Annotated in this window: 21 protein-coding genes; 20 read left to right on the top strand and 1 reads right to left on the bottom strand. The window is 37.7% G+C overall.

The window, feature by feature from the left end:
• Positions 1 to 127: 127 nt before the first annotated feature.
• The 9 genes from sleB (at position 128) to LZP85_RS14395 (ending at position 8669) form a co-directional block, all read left to right on the top strand.
• On the top strand, positions 128 to 1120 hold the full coding sequence (sleB, locus tag LZP85_RS14435; RefSeq protein ID WP_374955872.1) for a spore cortex-lytic enzyme: 993 nt from the start codon (positions 128 to 130) through the stop codon (positions 1118 to 1120).
• 14 nt (positions 1121 to 1134) lie between these two features.
• Positions 1135 to 2484 carry a germination protein YpeB gene (gene ypeB / locus LZP85_RS14430; protein ID WP_119542509.1) on the top strand — a complete coding sequence of 450 codons (1350 nt, stop codon included), beginning with the start codon at positions 1135 to 1137 and terminating at the stop codon, positions 2482 to 2484.
• Positions 2485 to 2655: 171 nt separating this feature from the next.
• Positions 2656 to 3306 carry a flagellar brake protein gene (locus LZP85_RS14425; protein ID WP_025908368.1) on the top strand — a complete coding sequence of 217 codons (651 nt, stop codon included), beginning with the start codon at positions 2656 to 2658 and terminating at the stop codon, positions 3304 to 3306.
• A 69-nt stretch (positions 3307 to 3375) separates the two neighbouring features.
• A complete protein-coding gene (locus tag LZP85_RS14420) occupies positions 3376 to 3552 on the top strand; it encodes a YpfB family protein (RefSeq protein WP_160169862.1) in 177 nt (58 codons plus the stop codon).
• A 120-nt stretch (positions 3553 to 3672) separates the two neighbouring features.
• The gene (gene cmk / locus LZP85_RS14415) at positions 3673 to 4353 is read left to right on the top strand and encodes a (d)CMP kinase (RefSeq protein ID WP_119542511.1); all 681 of its coding nucleotides are present in this window, start codon (positions 3673 to 3675) and stop codon (positions 4351 to 4353) included.
• Positions 4350 to 4931 carry a lysophospholipid acyltransferase family protein gene (locus tag LZP85_RS14410; protein WP_025908370.1) on the top strand — a complete coding sequence of 194 codons (582 nt, stop codon included), beginning with the start codon at positions 4350 to 4352 and terminating at the stop codon, positions 4929 to 4931. Before cmk ends, LZP85_RS14410 begins: the two co-directional genes overlap by 4 nt.
• Before the next feature lie 162 nt (positions 4932 to 5093).
• The gene (gene rpsA / locus LZP85_RS14405; RefSeq protein WP_206782089.1) at positions 5094 to 6230 is read left to right on the top strand and encodes a 30S ribosomal protein S1; all 1137 of its coding nucleotides are present in this window, start codon (positions 5094 to 5096) and stop codon (positions 6228 to 6230) included.
• Between the two features lie 12 nt (positions 6231 to 6242).
• The gene (gene fni, locus LZP85_RS14400; protein ID WP_226639364.1) at positions 6243 to 7292 is read left to right on the top strand and encodes a type 2 isopentenyl-diphosphate Delta-isomerase; all 1050 of its coding nucleotides are present in this window, start codon (positions 6243 to 6245) and stop codon (positions 7290 to 7292) included.
• A 168-nt stretch (positions 7293 to 7460) separates the two neighbouring features.
• Positions 7461 to 8669, top strand: coding sequence for an MFS transporter (locus LZP85_RS14395; protein WP_076512197.1), 1209 nt, complete (start codon positions 7461 to 7463; stop codon positions 8667 to 8669).
• A 310-nt stretch (positions 8670 to 8979) separates the two neighbouring features.
• Here the strand turns inward: LZP85_RS14395 and LZP85_RS14390 are convergent, their stop codons facing one another.
• On the bottom strand, positions 8980 to 9117 hold the full coding sequence (locus LZP85_RS14390; protein WP_064484030.1) for a YpzI family protein: 138 nt from the start codon (positions 9115 to 9117) through the stop codon (positions 8980 to 8982).
• A gap of 119 nt (positions 9118 to 9236) precedes the next feature.
• Here LZP85_RS14390 and LZP85_RS14385 point away from each other — a divergent pair, with 119 nt between their 5' ends.
• From LZP85_RS14385 to LZP85_RS14335, 11 genes are all read left to right on the top strand, one after another.
• Entirely contained in the window at positions 9237 to 9854 is a 618-nt protein-coding gene (locus LZP85_RS14385; RefSeq protein WP_119542512.1) for a YphA family membrane protein, read from the top strand.
• A gap of 251 nt (positions 9855 to 10105) precedes the next feature.
• A complete protein-coding gene (gene der / locus LZP85_RS14380) occupies positions 10106 to 11416 on the top strand; it encodes a ribosome biogenesis GTPase Der (protein WP_119542513.1) in 1311 nt (436 codons plus the stop codon).
• 17 nt (positions 11417 to 11433) lie between these two features.
• Complete coding sequence (locus LZP85_RS14375; protein ID WP_119542514.1) at positions 11434 to 12474, top strand: NAD(P)H-dependent glycerol-3-phosphate dehydrogenase; 1041 nt, start codon at positions 11434 to 11436, stop codon at positions 12472 to 12474.
• Between the two features lie 248 nt (positions 12475 to 12722).
• The gene (locus LZP85_RS14370; protein WP_025908377.1) at positions 12723 to 12929 is read left to right on the top strand and encodes a DUF2768 domain-containing protein; all 207 of its coding nucleotides are present in this window, start codon (positions 12723 to 12725) and stop codon (positions 12927 to 12929) included.
• 24 nt (positions 12930 to 12953) lie between these two features.
• A complete protein-coding gene (locus LZP85_RS14365) occupies positions 12954 to 13679 on the top strand; it encodes a hypothetical protein (protein ID WP_061785455.1) in 726 nt (241 codons plus the stop codon).
• Positions 13680 to 13907: 228 nt separating this feature from the next.
• Entirely contained in the window at positions 13908 to 15386 is a 1479-nt protein-coding gene (spoIVA, locus tag LZP85_RS14360; RefSeq protein WP_025908379.1) for a stage IV sporulation protein A, read from the top strand.
• 424 nt (positions 15387 to 15810) lie between these two features.
• Positions 15811 to 16083: a non-specific DNA-binding protein Hbs gene (gene hbs, locus LZP85_RS14355; protein WP_025908380.1), complete on the top strand. Its 273-nt coding sequence runs from the start codon at positions 15811 to 15813 to the stop codon at positions 16081 to 16083.
• 148 nt (positions 16084 to 16231) lie between these two features.
• Positions 16232 to 16798, top strand: a complete 567-nt coding sequence (gene folE, locus LZP85_RS14350) for a GTP cyclohydrolase I FolE (protein ID WP_076512199.1) — start codon at positions 16232 to 16234, stop codon at positions 16796 to 16798.
• Between the two features lie 24 nt (positions 16799 to 16822).
• The gene (mtrB, locus tag LZP85_RS14345; protein WP_025908382.1) at positions 16823 to 17053 is read left to right on the top strand and encodes a trp RNA-binding attenuation protein MtrB; all 231 of its coding nucleotides are present in this window, start codon (positions 16823 to 16825) and stop codon (positions 17051 to 17053) included.
• 220 nt (positions 17054 to 17273) lie between these two features.
• A complete protein-coding gene (locus LZP85_RS14340; RefSeq protein ID WP_224839982.1) occupies positions 17274 to 18068 on the top strand; it encodes a heptaprenyl diphosphate synthase component 1 in 795 nt (264 codons plus the stop codon).
• 1 nt (position 18069) lies between these two features.
• Positions 18070 to 18777, top strand: a complete 708-nt coding sequence (locus LZP85_RS14335; RefSeq protein ID WP_119542516.1) for a demethylmenaquinone methyltransferase — start codon at positions 18070 to 18072, stop codon at positions 18775 to 18777.
• Positions 18778 to 18783: the final 6 nt, after the last annotated feature.

Genomic DNA, 18783 nt, shown 5'->3' with positions numbered 1-18783 from the left:
CTTCATAAGAAAGCTACTTTTTTTTTGTTTATTTGAGCAAATTTCTCCTAGCCTGTATAAAAAAACATCCTTTACAAAAAATACTCTTATCATCTTATCACTTACATACGATGTAGGAGGTTATGGAATGTTTTTAATGGGACGAATTACAAAGTATATTTGTTCAGCTTGCGTATGTTCTTTATTAGCAATAACAATGATTAATCCGCAATCTTCATCAGCATTTACCAATCAAGTCATTCAACAGGGCGCAGTAGGGGAAGACGTTATTGAATTGCAGTCTCGCTTACAGTACATCGGCTTTTATAATGGGGAAATTGACGGTGTTTTTGGATGGAGTACGTACTGGGCACTTCGAAATTTCCAGTATGAGTTTGGTATAAAAAAGATTGATGGATTAGCCGGAGCGCAAACCAAACAAAAGTTAGCAGACGTAACGAAATACTATGAGTATCATGTAAAGACTGAGTTGAAAAAAGGAAATAAATTTACCCATTACGGTGGAGTTCCAATTGATAAACAAAAAGGTTCTTCAGCAAAGTCTAGTCAGAACAATGTACAAAAAAATGCAAAATCACAATCCAAAAGTCAGCAACAACAGCCGACAGGTCAACAGTCACGAGGACAGCAGCAATCAGAAGGTAGAAATAATAATCAAGCTACTCCTCAACAAAATCAAACTAACAAAGCTGCTACTAATGGAGGCAGTGAACAACAGCAAGAAAAAGCGCAAAAGCCAACAGCTTTAAATGTTCCAAATGGATTTTCACAAAATGATATACAGCTAATGGCTAATGCTGTATATGGAGAAGCGCGAGGCGAGCCGTATAACGGACAGGTAGCGGTAGCAGCTGTTATTTTAAACCGAGTTAACAGTCCAACATTTCCAAACACAGTAGCAGGCGTTATCTTTGAACCGAGAGCCTTTACTGCCGTAGCAGACGGACAAATTTGGCTAGAACCAAATGAAACGGCAAAAAAAGCTGTATTGGACGCAATTAACGGCTGGGATCCAACTGGTAATGCAATGTATTACTTTAATCCAGATACAGCAACTAGCGCATGGATTTGGTCACGACCGCAAATTAAACAAATCGGTAAACACATTTTCTGTAATTAAGAGAGGTGATAATAATGATTCGAACAATTTTAATTACAATTTTAGCAGTTGGTGTGGTAGGAGTCGGATATTGGGGGTATACAGAGCATCAAGAAAAAGATGCTGTTTTATTACAAGCCGAAAATACGTATCAACGAGCGTTTCATGATTTATCGTACGAGCTTGATTTATTAAATGATAAAATCGGCGGGACATTAGCGATGAGTTCTCGAGATCAATTATCGCCAGCGCTTGCAGAAGTATGGCGTTTAACTTCAGAAGCGCATAGCAATGTAGGACAATTGCCATTAGCGCTGTTACCTTTTAATAAAACGGAAGAGTTCTTATCCGATATTGGCGATTTTGCATACGAGGTAGCTGTTAGAGATCTCAGTAAATCACCGCTTACAGATAAAGAGTATAAGACATTGAACTCTCTGTATGAAAAGTCATCTGAAATTCAGAACGAAATGCGTACAGTTCAGCATTTGGTTATTGATAATAATTTAAGATGGATGGATGTAGAGCTAGCTTTAGCAACAAAAGAAAAGCAGGGTGACAATACCATTATTGATGGCTTGAAAACTGTCGAAAAGAGCATGGATTCCTATGCTGAATCAGACTTAGGTATTACAAATACATCAAACGAAGAAGAGAAAAAAGCATTTGGCCAGCTTAAAGGTCGTGAAGTAGATGAAAGAGTTGCCAAAGAAGTAGCACGATCGTTTTTAGATTTAAAAGGAAAAGAAGAAATGCACATTGTGGAAAGTGGTAAGGGGGCTAATTATCCTTTTTACAGCTTAACAATTAAAGACCCTTCAACAAAGCAAGAGATTTATATGGATATTACGAAAAAAGGTGGATATCCGATTTGGGTATTAGAAAACAGAGACGTCAAAAAACAAAATATTAGCCTAAACGAAGCAATGGAAAAAGCCAATAAATTTTTAAAAGATCATCGCTTTGAAAGCCTTGTAATGTCTGAAAGCGCTCAGTACGATAATCTTGGTGTCTTTACATTTGTTGAAGAAACTGAAAGTGGAGTGCGTATTTATCCCGATGCTGTAAAGATGAAAATGGCGTTGGATGATGGAACGGTAGCTGGCTTCTCAGCAAAAGAGTTTTTATTACGACATCGTACAAGGGACATTCCTGAACCAACGATTACAAAAGAAGAAGCTAAATCAAAATTAAATCCAAACCTTAAAGTGATGGAAGATCGCTTAGCCATTATTGAAAACGACTTACAGGAAGAAGTATTGTGTTACGAATTTCTTGGTACAATTAATGACGATACGTATCGAATCTTTGTAAATGCAAAAACAGGATTTGAAGAAAAAGTAGATAAATTACAAAACGCTGAACCAATCTATGACGAAGTTTAATCGAAAAGCCTTCAAGTATGCAAAATACTTGAAGGCTTTTTTATTTTATATAAGGAATCATGTTATTTATTGGAGGTTAAATGAGTATATAAGACTAAAAATATGTTTACAAATTAAGTATATTTTACTATTTTTAATAGTAGGAATACTAATAAAATGGGGGGCTTTTATATGATTAAAGTTGGAATGCCGCTTAACTTAGAAAGTGAAGAAGATCAAATCACCTATCGATGTAAAGTGGTTGATTGTACAGAACACAAACTGATAATTGATTATCCATTTAACGAAAAGACCAAAAAAACAGCTTTCCTAATGAAGGGAACAAAATTAAACGCCATGTTCGTAGGGGAAGATAAAGCCGTTTATGGATTCTCAACAGAAGTAAAAGATCGAGCAATTAAAGATATACCTGTTATTGAATTAGACTATCCGGGAGACGATTCTTTAGAAGCTGTACAGAGAAGAAATTTCTTTCGAGTTCCTGTAACGCTAACGGTAGTTATGGAGAAATATGGTGAAGCGAAAAACTCCTTGCAGAGCTTTACGAGAGACTTAAGTGCCGGAGGGGTTTGTATTAACCTGTCTGAAAGAAGTGATTTTAAAGTGAATGAAGAAGTTAAGGTAGGCTTATTACTAAAGCATGAAGAGGAAGAGGTAACTCTTGAACTGCAAGGTAAGCTTGTTCGTGTTGAACAGCCAATTAACGAACAGCAAGGGCAGCTATCCGTAGAGTTTTTGAGTCCAAATATAAAAGCAAAACAGCTACTAATGCGCTATACGTTAAAGCGTCAGCTCGAGTTAAGAAGAAAGGGATTGTTATAAAGTAAGTATAAATTAAACCTGTTCGTTCCAAACTAGTATGTAAATACAATAATGGAATGAGAGATTAACATGAAGCGGATTGAAAGCTTATTAGTGAAATTTGTTATTGTTCAGTTCTTCTTTTTGTTTGCTGCTCAGGCTCTTTTATTTTACAGCGAACATACAACCTATTTTTCAAAGGTTATACAGTATGAAGGAGTAGCAAAAAATAATTTCAACAAAATTATTGAAACGTTCGACCAGTAAAGCGGCGATATGATAAAATAGAAACAATGATTAAAAAAGCAGGGGGCAACCTGCTCTTTTTTTTCGTGTAAAAAGAAATTAATGAAAAATATGTTCTTGTTAGCACGTCAAGGAGGATTTATGGAAAAGCAAATTTCAATTGCTATTGATGGACCTGCTGCAGCTGGGAAAAGTACAGTAGCAAAGATTATAGCAGAAAATTTATCATATATTTATGTAGACACAGGTGCGATGTATCGTGCCCTTACGTATCAAGCCCAGCAGCAAGGGGTTAAATTAGAAAGCGAAGAAGCGTTACTTCGTTTATTAAATGAAACAGAGATTGAACTTAAACCTTCTGAAAATGGACAGGTTGTTAGTGTAAATGGTAAAGAAGTAACCAACGAGATCCGTTCAGCAGAGGTGACAAATTCAGTATCAATCGTTGCTAAACACCGATCAGTGCGTGAAGAAATGGTCGTTCGACAGCAGAAGTTAGCTCAAAATGGAGGCGTTGTAATGGATGGGCGTGACATTGGTACGCACGTCCTTCCCCATGCAGAAGTGAAAATCTTTTTACTTGCATCAGTGGAAGAGCGAGCTCAGCGTCGTCATGAAGAGAACGTGAGAAAAGGTTTCCCATCTAATCTAGAACAGCATAAAATTGACATTGCTCGTCGAGATAAAATTGATTCAGAGCGTGAAGTCGCGCCTTTGAAAAAAGCAGATGATGCAATTGAAATTGATACAACAGCATTGTCAATTGAAGGTGTCGTTGAAAAAATACTTTCTATTACGCATGAAAGGGTTGGAATGCTGTGAGCTTTTATACATTTGCACGTTCAGTAGTACGCGGTATATTAAAACCTGTTTATCGTTATGAAGTAATTGGTACAGAGAATATCCCATCAGAAGGTGGGGTATTGCTGTGCTCAAATCATATTGATAACCTTGATCCCCCTACCGTAGGGATTACATGCCCTCGTCCGATTTCGTTCATGGCCAAAGCAGAGTTGTTTGATGCACCCGTCTTAAAAACCATTTTACCTAAATTAGAAACATTTCCAGTAAAGCGCGGCGTGGGAGATCGTGAAGCTCTACGAAAAGGATTAGGAATTCTAAAAGAAGGAAAAGTGCTTGGCCTTTTCCCTGAAGGAACAAGAAGTAAAGACGGTAAACTAAAAAAAGGGTTAGCGGGAGTAGGTTTTTTTGCACTGCGTTCTACAGCTGATGTTGTACCGTGTGCAATTATTGGTCCATATAAAGCATTTTCTAAAGTGAAAGTAGTGTATGGAAAGCCATTAGATATGTCAGAGTTTAGAGAACGCCGTGCATCTGCTGATGAAGTGACGGAAGCAATTATGAGTGAAATTGCTAAATTGATTGAAAAATACCAATAGTTAATAAGCTTTTCGCTTGACAAAAGATTCTATTTATTAGAAGTTAGTAACAAAGAGAGTTTTTTCTATACAAAAATAGATACAAGGATATATAGTGATAAGAGCTTCGCTGCTTTTTATCTGAAAATATATTGCTGCTAGATATTGAAGGAGGAAAAGACGATGGTAGAAGATATGAATCAAGTAGAAGTAAAAGCATTAGAAGTTGGCGAAACTGTAACTGGAACTGTAACGAAAGTTGAAGATAAGCAAGTTCTAGTTGAAGTTGCCAACAGCAAGCTAGATGGTGTTATTCCAATCAGTGAATTATCAAGTTTACATATTGAAAAAGCAAGTGATGTAATTAAAGAAGGTACAGAGATTCAAGCAAAGGTAATTAAAGTTGAAGAAGAGCTATTAGTCTTGTCTAAGAAAGCAGTCGATGCAGAAAAAGCTTGGGATGATTTAGAAGAAAAACTAAGCACAGGCGAAGTGTTTGAAGCTGTTGTAAAGGAAGTTGTTAAAGGTGGATTAGTAGCAGACATTGGTGTGCGAGGATTTATCCCTGCATCTTTAGTTGAAGCGCATTTTGTTGATGACTTTGCTAGCTATCAAGACCAAACGTTAACGGTTAAAGTCGTAGAACTCGATCGTGAAAAAAATCGTATTATCCTATCACACCGTGCTGTTGTTGAAGAAGAAAACGCGCAAAAGAAACAAACAGCTCTTAGTTCTTTAGTGGAAGGTCAAGTACTGGAAGGAACAGTGCAGCGCTTAACAGACTTTGGAGCTTTTGTTGATGTTGGAGGCGTTGATGGTCTTGTTCACATCTCTCAACTTTCACACGAGCGAGTAGAAAAGCCTTCTGATGTAGTAAAAGAAGGAGATAGCGTAAAGGTAAAAGTACTATCAGTTGATAAAGGAAACGGACGTATTTCTTTATCAATTAAAGATACGCTTGAGGGACCATGGGACAATATTTCTTCAAAGCTTAAACAAGGTGATGTAGTCGATGGAACTGTTCGCCGATTAGTATCGTTTGGAGCTTTTGTCGAGGTATTACCTGGTGTAGAAGGGCTTGTACACATTTCTCACATTTCTCACAAACATATTGGTACTCCTCATGAAGTATTAACTGAAGGAGAAAAGGTTACAGTAAAGGTATTAGATGTGAGCGAAAGCGAACGTCGAATTTCATTAAGCATTCGTGACCTTGAGGAAGAAGAGCCGGTGGATTATGGTGACTACAATATTCAAGAAGAATCAAAAGGTTTTCAGTTAGGCGACATGATTGGAGATCAATTAAAAAAACTAAAATAATGGTGATGTTTGGTGAGTAGAGCGAAACGAAAAATCGATCACATTCATCATGCGATTCAAACCGGACAACATCGCTTACACGGACTCGACGACATTCAGTTTGTGCATAACAGCTTGCCAGATAAAAGTGTAAAAGATGTCCAGTTAAATACAAAGATTGGCGAACTTTCACTGAGTTCGCCAATTTTTATCAATGCAATGACTGGAGGCGGCGGGTTAGAGACGGAAGAAATTAACCGTTCTCTAGCACGAGTTTCTAGCGCTTGTAATTTAGCGATGGCTGTAGGTTCGCAGATGGCTGCGATTAAAAACGAAGAAGAAGAAAAAACATATCGAGTAGTAAGGCAAGAAAACCCCGCTGGAATCATCCTTGCTAACCTTGGAAGCGAAGCGACAGTGGATCAGGCAAAGCGGGCTGTTGATATGCTTGAAGCCAATGGGATGCAAATCCACTTGAACGTAATTCAAGAGCTAGTTATGCCAGAAGGAGATCGGGACTTTACGGGAGCTTTAAAGCGCATTGAACAAATTGTGAATGCCTTAGATGTACCTGTTATAGCAAAAGAAGTAGGTTTTGGGATGAGCGCTGCGGCAGCGACTAAACTAAAAGAAGTCGGCGTGAGTATTATTGATGTTGGGGGTTACGGCGGTACGAATTTTTCGAAAATCGAAAATGAGAGGCGTGAGAATCATTTTCATTTTTTTAACGATTGGGGAATTTCAACCGCAGCATCTTTAGCAGAAGTATCACAGAGTGTAGGCGGTATTTCAATTATCGGCTCTGGAGGTATTCAAACAGCAATGGATGTAGCCAAATCGCTCGCTTTAGGTGCTTCAGCAACTGGATTAGCTGGGCGTCTACTGTCTGTTTTAATGGATTCAGGTATAGAAGCTGTTATCGAAGAAGTTTTAGAACTCCATGAAGAATTAAGGTTCATCATGGTTGCATTAGGTACTGGTTCTATTTCAGAGCTTCAGCAAGTTCCGCTTGTTATTACGGGAAAAACTTATGATTGGCTATGTCAGCGACCAGTGTCGATTGAAAAGTTTAATAATAGATAGCCAAAACAACAAAACAAGCATACGATACCGTGTGCTTGTTTTGTTGTTTTGAATCGGATTTTCACTATCATAGTAAAAAAAGCAGGCAGAAAACCTGACAACTTGGATGAAATAACAAACGTTTATTATGTATAATAGTCTGAAAATACAGAAAAAAGAGGTGTGGTTATGAAAAAAGGACATCCTGTACTGACCATTTTTCTATTCTTTTTAGGCTGGGTTTTCATGTATGCAGATCGCAATATTTTATCTCCGGTGATGGGAGATATTGGAGAGCAGTGGGGGCTGACAAAAACAGAGCTCGGGTTAATGTCTACGGTGTTTTTTGCCTCCTATGCAGCTATGCAGATTCCCACGGGCTTTTTAGCAGATCGTTTTGGAAGAGTGAAGGTGCTTGTTATTGGATATATCTTATTTGGGGTAGCAACCTTTTTAACTGGCTTGGCTACGACGTTCGGCATGTTTTTACTAATGCGTGCACTAACTGGCCTTGGAGAAGGTACTTATTATGGATCACAGTACGGTATCTCTTCAAGCATCACTTCAGAAAGATATCGAGGGCTTGTGTCGGCATTGATTAACAGCGGTATGGCATTTGGTATTTCACTAGGTTTTATCGGCTCATCGTATATTACATATACGCTTGATAAAGGATGGCAGTTCACTTTTTATCTTTTTGCTGTACCAACTATAATTGTAGCTATTTTAATTGCACTGTTTGTGGAAGATGGGAGAGCAAAGGAGAGTAAGGTACAAGCAAAAGAAAAAGAACCACTGCGGAAACTATTTACGAAAAACCATATTCTAGTGTACATTTTAATCTTTTGCTCACTTTACGGTTTTTTTGGAATGCTAACATGGCTACCGTATTACCTACAAAGCTCTAGGGGTCTTGAAGCTTCGGAAACAGGTATTATTGCTTCATTAGTACCTTGGGCATCTATTCCTGGAGCCATTTTCTTTGGCTACATGTCCGATCGAATTCAAAATAAAAAAGCATTGATTGTTAGTTTGTCAATTGCTGGGGCACTATGTCAATTTTTTATCCCCTACACAAATAGCTATGTTTGGCTGTTAGTTGGACTCATAGTGTATGGGCTGATTGGGAAATTAGCGTTAGATCCAATCCTCATTTCATACATTGCATCTATTACGCCATCTACAATGTATTCTAAAGTGTATGGATTCTTTAATTTTAGCGGGATGCTTTCATCTATTTTTGCACCATATATCACTGGTTATTTTGCTGATCGCTCAGGAAGCATGGAGTTAGGATTTTATCTATCAGGTGGACTTCTCTTAATTGGAGCGCTACTCTTTTTGCTTACAGGACAACAGAAATCTGTTTATTCGGTTTCGAATCCTGTTTTAAAATGAAAATACGAGGCTAGGACATAAGTATTTAAGCCAATATTATATCCAAACTATTGAGGGGTAACCCTTTTTATAGTTTGGCTTTTTTGTTAATTGGAAAACCAATTTAAAAAACTAATGGAATGGAGCGGCGTAGGACAAGTAAATCATGCGGAAACTAGAGGGAAGGCTGAGACCCCGCAGTGCGGCGAGGATGCTCAGACTCCTTCCCGCGGACAGCGAGTGTCTGCAGCGCAATGGAACGGACTGGTTGCTACAACCTAAATTGTTTAGAAACGTCACGATTCGTCTTTGAGAAAGAATCATCAGCCTCTTATCTTTGTCCATTGGTATCTCTCCCTTCTTCAGGGCTTTGTAAACTAGTTGCACCTGGATAATGCAAGCCTTGGTCGCGATCTGATTCAACTCGCTTTGATTTCTTTAGCTTTTTCTCTTGACGGTCTTTTCCCATAATTTTCACCTCCTTATTTAGATTCATTATAGGTTTACCGAAGTTTGTGTTTCTATGCTTATGCAAAGGGTTAATTTTTGTAAAACTGATACATAATGAAGAAATAGGGAGTTGAGAAGATGGAAGGTTTTCTATTCTATTGGTTTGCTTGGATTGGATGGGTCATTTCAACATTTTTTTTGCATAAAACGTGTTTACGGTGGAAGGTGTCGATGTTGTTGTTGATAAGCATTATGCTATCAACAACGTCCGTTTGGATAGGTCCATTTTTCGTTAGCTATACTTATCTTTTCTTATTAGTTATGGTGTGTGTAGATAGTTCAAGGCTTAAAACTTCAAAGCAATTATACGTATTATTTATTTCACTGATTGTCATGTTTGCTTATGTAGGCTTTTGTTTGTTAGAACTGTATGATCCAGTATGGATTTTTGTGAACCGACAATGGCTGTTAACAGCTATTATTTTATATATTGTTTTTCTTCTAGTAAAAGATGATCACATGCGATGTATCGTTATTTTGCTAGGATTGTTAGGGGGAGATTTTCTATATAGCTTAATAGTCACGAATATCTCAATGCCGCATCCTGTGGGACAGCCAATGCTCCTTGACCTTGTAGCTACTGTACTAATGCTTCTTTTTATTTGGAAAGTTGTGCGGTCCCTTGCATCACAGTTCGATTGGTTGTTAGGAAAATTCCAGCGTCAAAAGCATAGTCCGGTCAAGCCTAATAATTGATTTTCTGAAAAATTTGTTGTTGTGAAGCAGCTTTTTTGATAGAATTGTTTGATTGAGAGAGTACTCTTAATTGTTGCATACATGTAAATAACATATTGACTAGTAGGCAATAATTTGAGGTCATGCATGTTTGCATGACCTCGGTTTTTGAAAATGAATGATCTTATCTATTAAAAATATTCAATTGTGAAACGAATAAGCAAAAGGTTGCTATTTATACATAGAACAGATCAAAGAAAGGAAAGATTCGCATGCCAAAACCAATTATTGCGATTGTAGGCCGACCAAATGTTGGGAAGTCAACGATTTTTAATCGAATTGTAGGAGAGCGCGTATCAATTGTTGAAGATATTCCAGGCGTAACGCGCGATCGTATTTATAGCTCAGCAGAGTGGCTTAATATGGACTTTAATATCATTGATACAGGAGGAATTGATATTGGAGATGAGCCGTTTTTAGAGCAAATTAAGCAACAAGCTGAAATTGCTATTGATGAAGCGGACGTTATTATCTTTTTAACAAATGGACGAGATGGTATTACATCAGCTGATGAAGAAGTGGCAAAGATTCTATACAAATCTAAAAAACCTGTTGTATTAGCAGTCAATAAAATTGATAACCCTGAAATGAAAGAATTAATCTATGATTTCTATGCTTTAGGGTATGGAGAGCCATTCCCTATTTCAGGAACGCATGGTTTGGGCTTAGGAGACTTATTAGACGAAGCAGCTAAGCATTTCCCAAAAGATGAAGATGAAGACTATGGAGACGATGTTGTTAAGTTTTCTTTGATTGGTCGACCAAATGTTGGGAAATCATCACTTGTAAATGCTGTGCTAGGTGAGGACCGCGTTATTGTAAGTAATATTGCAGGTACGACTCGTGATGCGATTGATACAAAGTTTACAAAAGAAGAACAAGAGTATGTTGTTATTGATACAGCTGGTATGAGAAAGCGCGGTAAAGTATACGAAAGCACAGAGAAATATAGTGTGCTTCGTGCGTTACGAGCGATTGAACGTTCAGATGTTGTCTTAGTTGTATTAAACGCAGAAGAAGGAATTATTGAACAAGATAAAAAGATTGCCGGTTATGCACAAGAAGCAGGTAAGGCAGTTGTTATCGTTATCAATAAGTGGGACACAGTAGAAAAAGACGATAAGACGATGAAAAAGTTTGAAGAAAACGTTCGTGAACATTTCCAATTCCTAACGTATGCGCCAATTGTCTTTTTATCAGCGAAAACAAAAAAACGTACGCATACGCTTTTACCAGTTATTAATATGGTAAATGAAAATCATGCAATGCGTGTCGAAACAAGTATCTTAAACGATGTGATCATGGATGCAGTTGCGATGAACCCAACACCAACACATAACGGTAAACGTCTTAAAATTTATTACGCAACGCAGGTAGCGATTAAACCACCTACTTTCGTTGTGTTTGTAAATGATCCTGAACTACTTCACTTCTCTTATGAGCGTTTCTTAGAAAACAAACTGCGCGCAGCGTTTGGATTTGAAGGAACACCAATTCGAATTATTGCTCGATCACGAAAATAAAAAGGAGTGCAGATAACATGGAGAAAATTGCGGTATTAGGTGCAGGAAGCTGGGGCACAGCTTTGGGCTTTGTATTAGCGGATAATGGTCATGATGTACGTATATGGGGACATCGCCAAGAAATAATTGATGGTATTAATGAAATGCATGAAAATAAAAAATACCTTCCCGGCGTAGAGCTTCCAATGACTATGCGAGGCTACACATCATTAGAAGAAGCAATTCTTGGAGTAGAAACAGTTATTCTAGCTGTTCCAACAAAAGCAATTCGTGAAGTGTTACAAAGCCTTGGAGAGGTTGCGACCAATCCGTTAACAATTGTTCATGTTAGTAAAGGAATTGAACCAGATACGCTGCTTCGCATCTCTGAAATGATTGAACAAGAAATGGAGCCTGCTAAATTACAGGACGTAGTGGTTTTATCTGGACCAAGTCATGCAGAGGAAGTAAGTAGAAGACAGCCTACTACTGTCACTTCGTCCTCTAAGAATATGAAAGCAGCCGAAAAAGTACAAGATTTGTTTAATAATCACCAATATTTTCGCGTATACACAAACCCAGATGTAATAGGGGTAGAAATTGGTGGGGCGTTGAAGAACATTATTGCATTAGCTGCTGGAATTACTGACGGCCTTGGTTATGGTGATAATGCTAAAGCTGCACTTATGACGCGTGGATTAGCAGAAATTGCGCGACTTGGTAGCGTATTAGGTGCAAACCCACTTACGTTTTCAGGATTGACTGGAATCGGTGATTTAATCGTAACGTGTACAAGCGTACATTCAAGAAACTGGCGTGCGGGGAACATGCTAGGCAAAGGTCATAAATTGGAAGAAGTGCTAGATAATATGGGGATGGTAGTAGAAGGTGTTCGGACAACGAAAGCTGCCCACCAGCTAGCTGAAAAATATGATGTAAAAATGCCAATTACCCAAGCGTTATATGATGTACTGTTTAATGATGTTAGTGCAAAAGCAGCTGTAGATTCTTTAATGTCTCGTACGAAAACTCATGAAATGGAAGATTTAGCGAACATTTTAGGAGAACGAAAGAACTAACTTGCAAAGAAATGTAGAAAAAATAGGCAATTGGTGATGCGGAATCACTTGTAGTTGCATAAAATAACATGTAAATAAAGATGAGTGGAACTCTTCATGGGAATATTTAGTTGTAGCCGAAATAAAGTGCCCCCTTTATTTCGGCTTTTTATTTGGAGTCAATTAATAGAATCCTTAAATTCCCTCTTTTTACACGAAATATGGACTTCCTATGCTATAATGAGAGCAAGAAGGGGAGTGGGTGAGCGGTGTCGCCAGCGTTATTAAAAATGTGGATTTCACTTGGTTCAATTGTATTTATGTTTATTTCTGTGTTTTCTATTTATTTGAGTCGTTACAAAATTAAAAATGTTATATTTAAATATGTACTCGCTTTCATTGCCTATACATTAATGATTATTGCGGGATTCATTATGGTGCTTGTTGTCTTTAGTGGACCAACACCTGGAGCATAACAAAAACTGATAGGGTGAAGTTTAATGAGAAAAATCTTACTATTTATAATTTTTTGTAGCATAACATTCTTATTATCAGCTTGCTTATACCCTGAGGCTAATCTATCTCAAAATCAGGTGCCTTATAAAGATCAGCTTGCAGCTGTGCAACAAGCGGTTGATGACTTTCAAAAAGATAGCGGAGGATTATTACCAATTAAAACAAGGGATAACAATACGCCTATTTATCAAAAGTATCCCATTGAATTTAACAAGCTCAGCCCACGCTATATGCAAGAGCCACCCGGTACAGCGTTTGAAAGCGGAGGCGTTTTTTCATATATGCTGGTGGATGTAGAGGAGAATCCAACCGTTAAATTAATAGATTTACGAATGGCTGAACAAATCAAAGAGGTAAATATTCATCTGAATCTATACAGACAAAAACATAGTGGTTATGCGCCATTTAAAGAGGTCATTGCCGATGGTGTTTTTTCTATTGACTATAAAAAATTAAACATGAAAGAGCCACCTACAGTTGTAAGTCCTTATAGCGGTCAATTACTTCCTCTTGTATTAAATGGGAAAGGTGAGCTGTTTGTAGATTATTCATCGGACTTATATGAAGTATTGCAAAAGCATAAACATACATATAAAGAAGGAGAAGATATCCGGAATCTTCTAGTTGAGCATTCTTCTTTTGTTCCGGCTTATTCATTGCCCTATACCATCGACGAAAAAACAAATGAGCCAATATTTTTAGAAAAATGAGTCATGAACCCTTTCTCGCTGAATAAAATTCAGAGAGAAGGGGTTTTCTCTTTCTTATAAGAAATTTTAGCCTAACTTGTGATTGAGTCAGCATGTGCATGAAAAAAATTATAAATTTTTCTATCGAAAGTCATATTTTAATAGGACAACGTCATAACTATATAATGTCCTAATTTACTCTCGCAATGGATGTCATATCCTATGAACTCATAGATCGGAGGGGATCTTTTGGAAAAGGTAGATGTGTTTAAGGATATCGCCGAACGTACAGGAGGCGATATATATTTAGGGGTAGTTGGTGCAGTAAGAACAGGGAAGTCAACTTTTATAAAGAAGTTTATGGAGCTAATGGTATTACCTCACATTGAAAATGAAGCAGAGCGAGCACGAACGCAAGATGAATTGCCTCAAAGTGCAGCAGGAAAAACGATTATGACAACTGAGCCCAAATTTGTTCCAAATCAAGCGGTTAGCGTACAAGTGGACGATGGGCTAGATGTTAACATAAGATTGGTAGACTGTGTAGGATATACAGTTCCAGGTGCGAAAGGTTACGAGGATGAAAATGGTCCTAGAATGATTAATACTCCTTGGTATGAAGAGCCGATTCCGTTTCATGAAGCTGCTGAAATTGGCACTCGAAAAGTAATTCAAGAGCATTCTACAATCGGTGTTGTTATTACAACAGACGGCACAATTGGAGATATTCCACGCCATGACTATCTAGAAGCGGAAGAGCGAGTAATCAATGAATTAAAAGAAGTAGGAAAGCCTTTTATCATGGTTATTAATACCGTTCAGCCTTACCACCCAGATACGGAGAAGCTAAGAGTAAATCTTAACGAGAAGTATGACATTCCAGTGTTGGCCATGAGCGTGGAAAGTATGCGTGATACAGACGTTCTAAATGTGCTAAGAGAAGCCCTATATGAATTCCCTGTGCTAGAAGTTAATGTTAACTTGCCGAGCTGGGTTATGGTATTAAAAGATAAGCATTGGTTACGTGAAAGTTATCAAGAAGCAGTTCAAGAGACGGTAAAAGATATTAAAAGATTACGCGATGTTGATCGGGTAGTGGCTCAGTTTACAGAATTCGAATTCATTGAGCAAGCTCGATTAGCAGGGATTGAAATGGGGCAGGGAATTGCTGAGATTGATTTATATGCTCCGGATGACTTATATGATCAAATCTTAAAAGAGGTTGTAGGTGTTGAAATTCGTGGTCGAGACCACCTATTACAGCTTATGCAGGATTTTGTGCATGCTAAAATGGAGTATGATCAAGTATCAGATGCGCTTCGTATGGTGAAGCAAACTGGGTATGGGGTTGCGGCACCATCTTTAGCAGATATGAGCCTAGATGAGCCGGAAATTATTCGTCAAGGATCTCGTTTTGGAGTTCGCTTAAAAGCCGTTGCACCTTCAATTCACATGATTAAAGTGGATGTAGAATCTGAGTTTGCTCCAATTATCGGTACAGAAAAACAAAGTGAAGAGCTGGTCCGTTATTTAATGCAAGATTTTGAAGATGACCCACTGTCAATTTGGAATTCAGATATCTTTGGTAGATCATTAAGCTCTATTGTAAGAGAAGGTATACAAGGAAAGCTTTCGCTAATGCCGGAAAATGCACGCTACAAACTAAAAGAAACGCTAGAGCGTATTATCAACGAAGGCTCAGGTGGTTTAATTGCGATTATTTTATAACATTGATTAATAATAGACGGTTGCAGGCTCTTTTAATAAGGAGCCTTTTTCTTATGTTTAAAAGCTGAAGGTTGGAAAATGTTGGATATTATCAGAACGAATAAAGGGTAAAAAGTATGTGAAAGAACATATGTTTCTGTTTTTTACTATATAACGATTTTCTGCTTGCTATGCTATTAGCGATATGTTAATCTTTTAAAAGAAATCGATTGGACATACTAGTTTTGGTATGGAAGTCTCCGAGACAAAATGAAAAACGTTGAATTATTCATAACAATCGTTTATTATTAGGCTTGTTGATACATAGGTTATGTATAATATTCGTTAATTTTGTTAACAAATGAGATATCGTCGATTACTAGATTCCTTTTGTAATGGGATTTTAGTTTTTATATGATCCGATTTTTGGGAGGAGGTGAATGGCATGAACAAGACAGAATTAATCAATGCTGTTGCAGAAGCGAGTGAGCTTTCAAAAAAGGATGCTACAAAGGCAGTTGATGCTGTTTTTGATACAATCTTAGATGCTTTAAAAGACGGTGACAAAGTTCAACTAATTGGTTTTGGTAACTTTGAAGTACGTGAGCGTGCTGCGCGTAAAGGTCGTAACCCTCAAACGGGTGAGGAGATTGAAATCGCTGCAAGCAAAGTTCCTGCATTCAAACCAGGTAAAGCTCTTAAAGACGCTGTAAAATAATATTTACATAAAATGTCTATTTTTATAGTCATAATACAAGAGCTTTGAAAGGTCGCATATTTTGCGACCTTTCTTTTTTGCCTTTAGTACATACATATGCTAGAATTTTTTTAACTACGTCGTAATGCAACGAATGGGAGGCTACAGGATGTCAGCTGTAAATAAAGAACAAATCGAACAAGCAGTAAGGCAGATTTTAGAAGCGATTGGAGAAGATCCAAATCGAGAAGGGCTATTGGATACACCAAAGCGCGTAGCTAAAATGTATGAAGAAGTCTTTTCGGGATTGAACGAAGATCCAAACGAACATTTTAAAACTATATTTGGCGAGGAACACGAAGAGTTAGTTTTAGTAAAAGACATCAACTTTCATTCAATGTGTGAACATCACTTGGTTCCTTTCTATGGAAAGGTTCATGTTGCATATATTCCAAAAGGTGGTCGCGTAACTGGATTAAGTAAGCTTGCACGTGCAGTGGAGGCTGTCTCTAAGCGCCCACAGCTTCAAGAAAGGATTACGTCTACAGTTGCTGATTCTATCGTGGAAACCTTATCTCCTCATGGAGTCATGGTTATTGTAGAAGCTGAACATATGTGCATGACAATGCGAGGCGTTCGGAAACCAGGAGCTATGACCGTTACATCAGCGGTTCGAGGAGTATTTGAGCACGACCAAGCAGCACGCGCAGAAGTATTATCATTAATCAAGTCGTAATTGGCTAGATATGGAGGGAAAATTATGGCACAAAAATCGAATCCGGAATACATCGTCATCAAAGCAGTGGAAGATGGTGTAAATGTTATTGGTCTAACAAGAGGTGCAGATACACGATTTCATCATTCTGAAAAGCTAGATAAAGGCGAAGTGATGATTGCTCAATTCACAGAGCATACGTCAGCAATTAAAATAAGAGGCAAAGCACTTATCCAAACGGTTCATGGTGAGGTTGAATCCGACGTTAAAAAATAAGCAGGAGTTTCCTGCTTTTATTTTTATGGTATACACGACCATTTCAAGTGAAGTGAATAACAACATGTAAAGAATGGAAAAAATAAAAATGCGATAAAATCAAATCATAACCTAGCCGTCGATTATGATTTTAAAGGTTAAATTAACCTTTAGTTATGGTATAATTGACACTATCGAATTTACTTTGGAAAAAGCAGTGACTGAAAGGGAGACAAGGGTGATGAATGTGCAAAACATCTACGATACGGTTGCAGACATGAAAGAACAAATTCATGCTGAGTTGAGTCATCCATATGTTCAAAAATTTATTCATCATCCAACTGTAGATGAAAATAAATTATTATACATATGCTCGTTTTTAACGACTCTTTCACTTGAACAGCAAAAATGGAGTCGCTGTGCGCTGTCAGTTATGCTTGTGCAAACTGCACTAGATACCCACGACCTGGTCTCTACTCAAGATGTTGATAGTGAAGGAACACAACTGCACAAGCGACAGCTAACAGTATTAGCAGGTGATTATTATAGCGGTTTGTATTACTATTACTTAGCACAAACGGGGCAAATTGACTTAATTAAGGTAATTGCTTCGTCTATTAAAGAAATTAATATTGCTAAAATCCACATCTATCATAACCAAACACAAGACGTACAGGATATGATGACGAATTTCTTTACGGTTGAATCATCGCTTATTAATTCCTTATGTGATTACTTTAATTGTCCGGAGTGGCGAGAGCTTTTAGAACATGCCTGTCGTTTAAACGCTATTTCAACCCAGCTAATAAAGTTGGCAAAACAAGAAGCCTCGATTTTATTAGACAATTATTATAAAAATGGAATGAAAAGCATTGGAATTCAAGAAGCGCTTTATGCTTCAAGTGAACCATCAATTGCTGTGGTAAAGCAATACCTAGCAGCAGGTTCACCTTTCATTAATGAGCCGTTAAAAGAGCATTTATACGAGATGATTGGCAGCTTAGAGCGTCTTAAAAATGTTGTAGGAGAAGGATAGTATGCAGCAATCAAAAGAAGAGCGTGTGCATGGAGTTTTCGAGAAAATATATAAAAATTATGATCAAATGAATTCAGTAATTAGCTTTCAGCGTCATAAAGCATGGAGAAAAGATACGATGAAGCGAATGGACGTACAGCCAGGGACAACTTCACTGGATGTGTGCTGTGGAACAGCTGATTGGACATTAGCTATGGCTGAAGCTGTAGGTCCAACTGGTAAAGCTGTTGGGCTTGATTTTAGTCAAAACATGCTGAAGATTGGGCATGAAAAAGTGAACCAATCATCATTTTTAAATGTTGAATTATTGCATGGTAACGCAATGAATTTACCGTTTGAAGATAACTCATTTGATTATGTCACAATTGGCTTTGGTCTTCGAAATGTTCCTGACTATATGGCAGCATTGAAAGAAATGTACCGAGTAGTAAAGCCAGGTGGGAAAGTGGCATGTTTAGAAACATCTCAGCCAACCATGATTGGTTACCGACAAGCGTACCTTTTATACTTTAAATATATTATGCCTGCATTTGGGAAGCTATTTGCTAAAAGCTACGATGAATATTCATGGCTTCAAGAATCAGCGCGCGATTTCCCAGGCCCAAAAGAACTGGCTGAAATGTTTAAACAAGCAGGATTTGAAGACATTGAAGTTAAAACCTATACCGGTGGAGTAGCTGCAATGCATTTAGGGTACAAACGAGTATAGAGACAA

It is taken from the genome of Priestia flexa (assembly GCF_021441905.1).
Classification (GTDB): Bacteria; Bacillota; Bacilli; order Bacillales; family Bacillaceae_H; genus Priestia; species Priestia flexa.
Note: the sequence above shows the minus strand (reverse complement) of the source record. Positions and strands in the feature narration are given on the sequence as shown.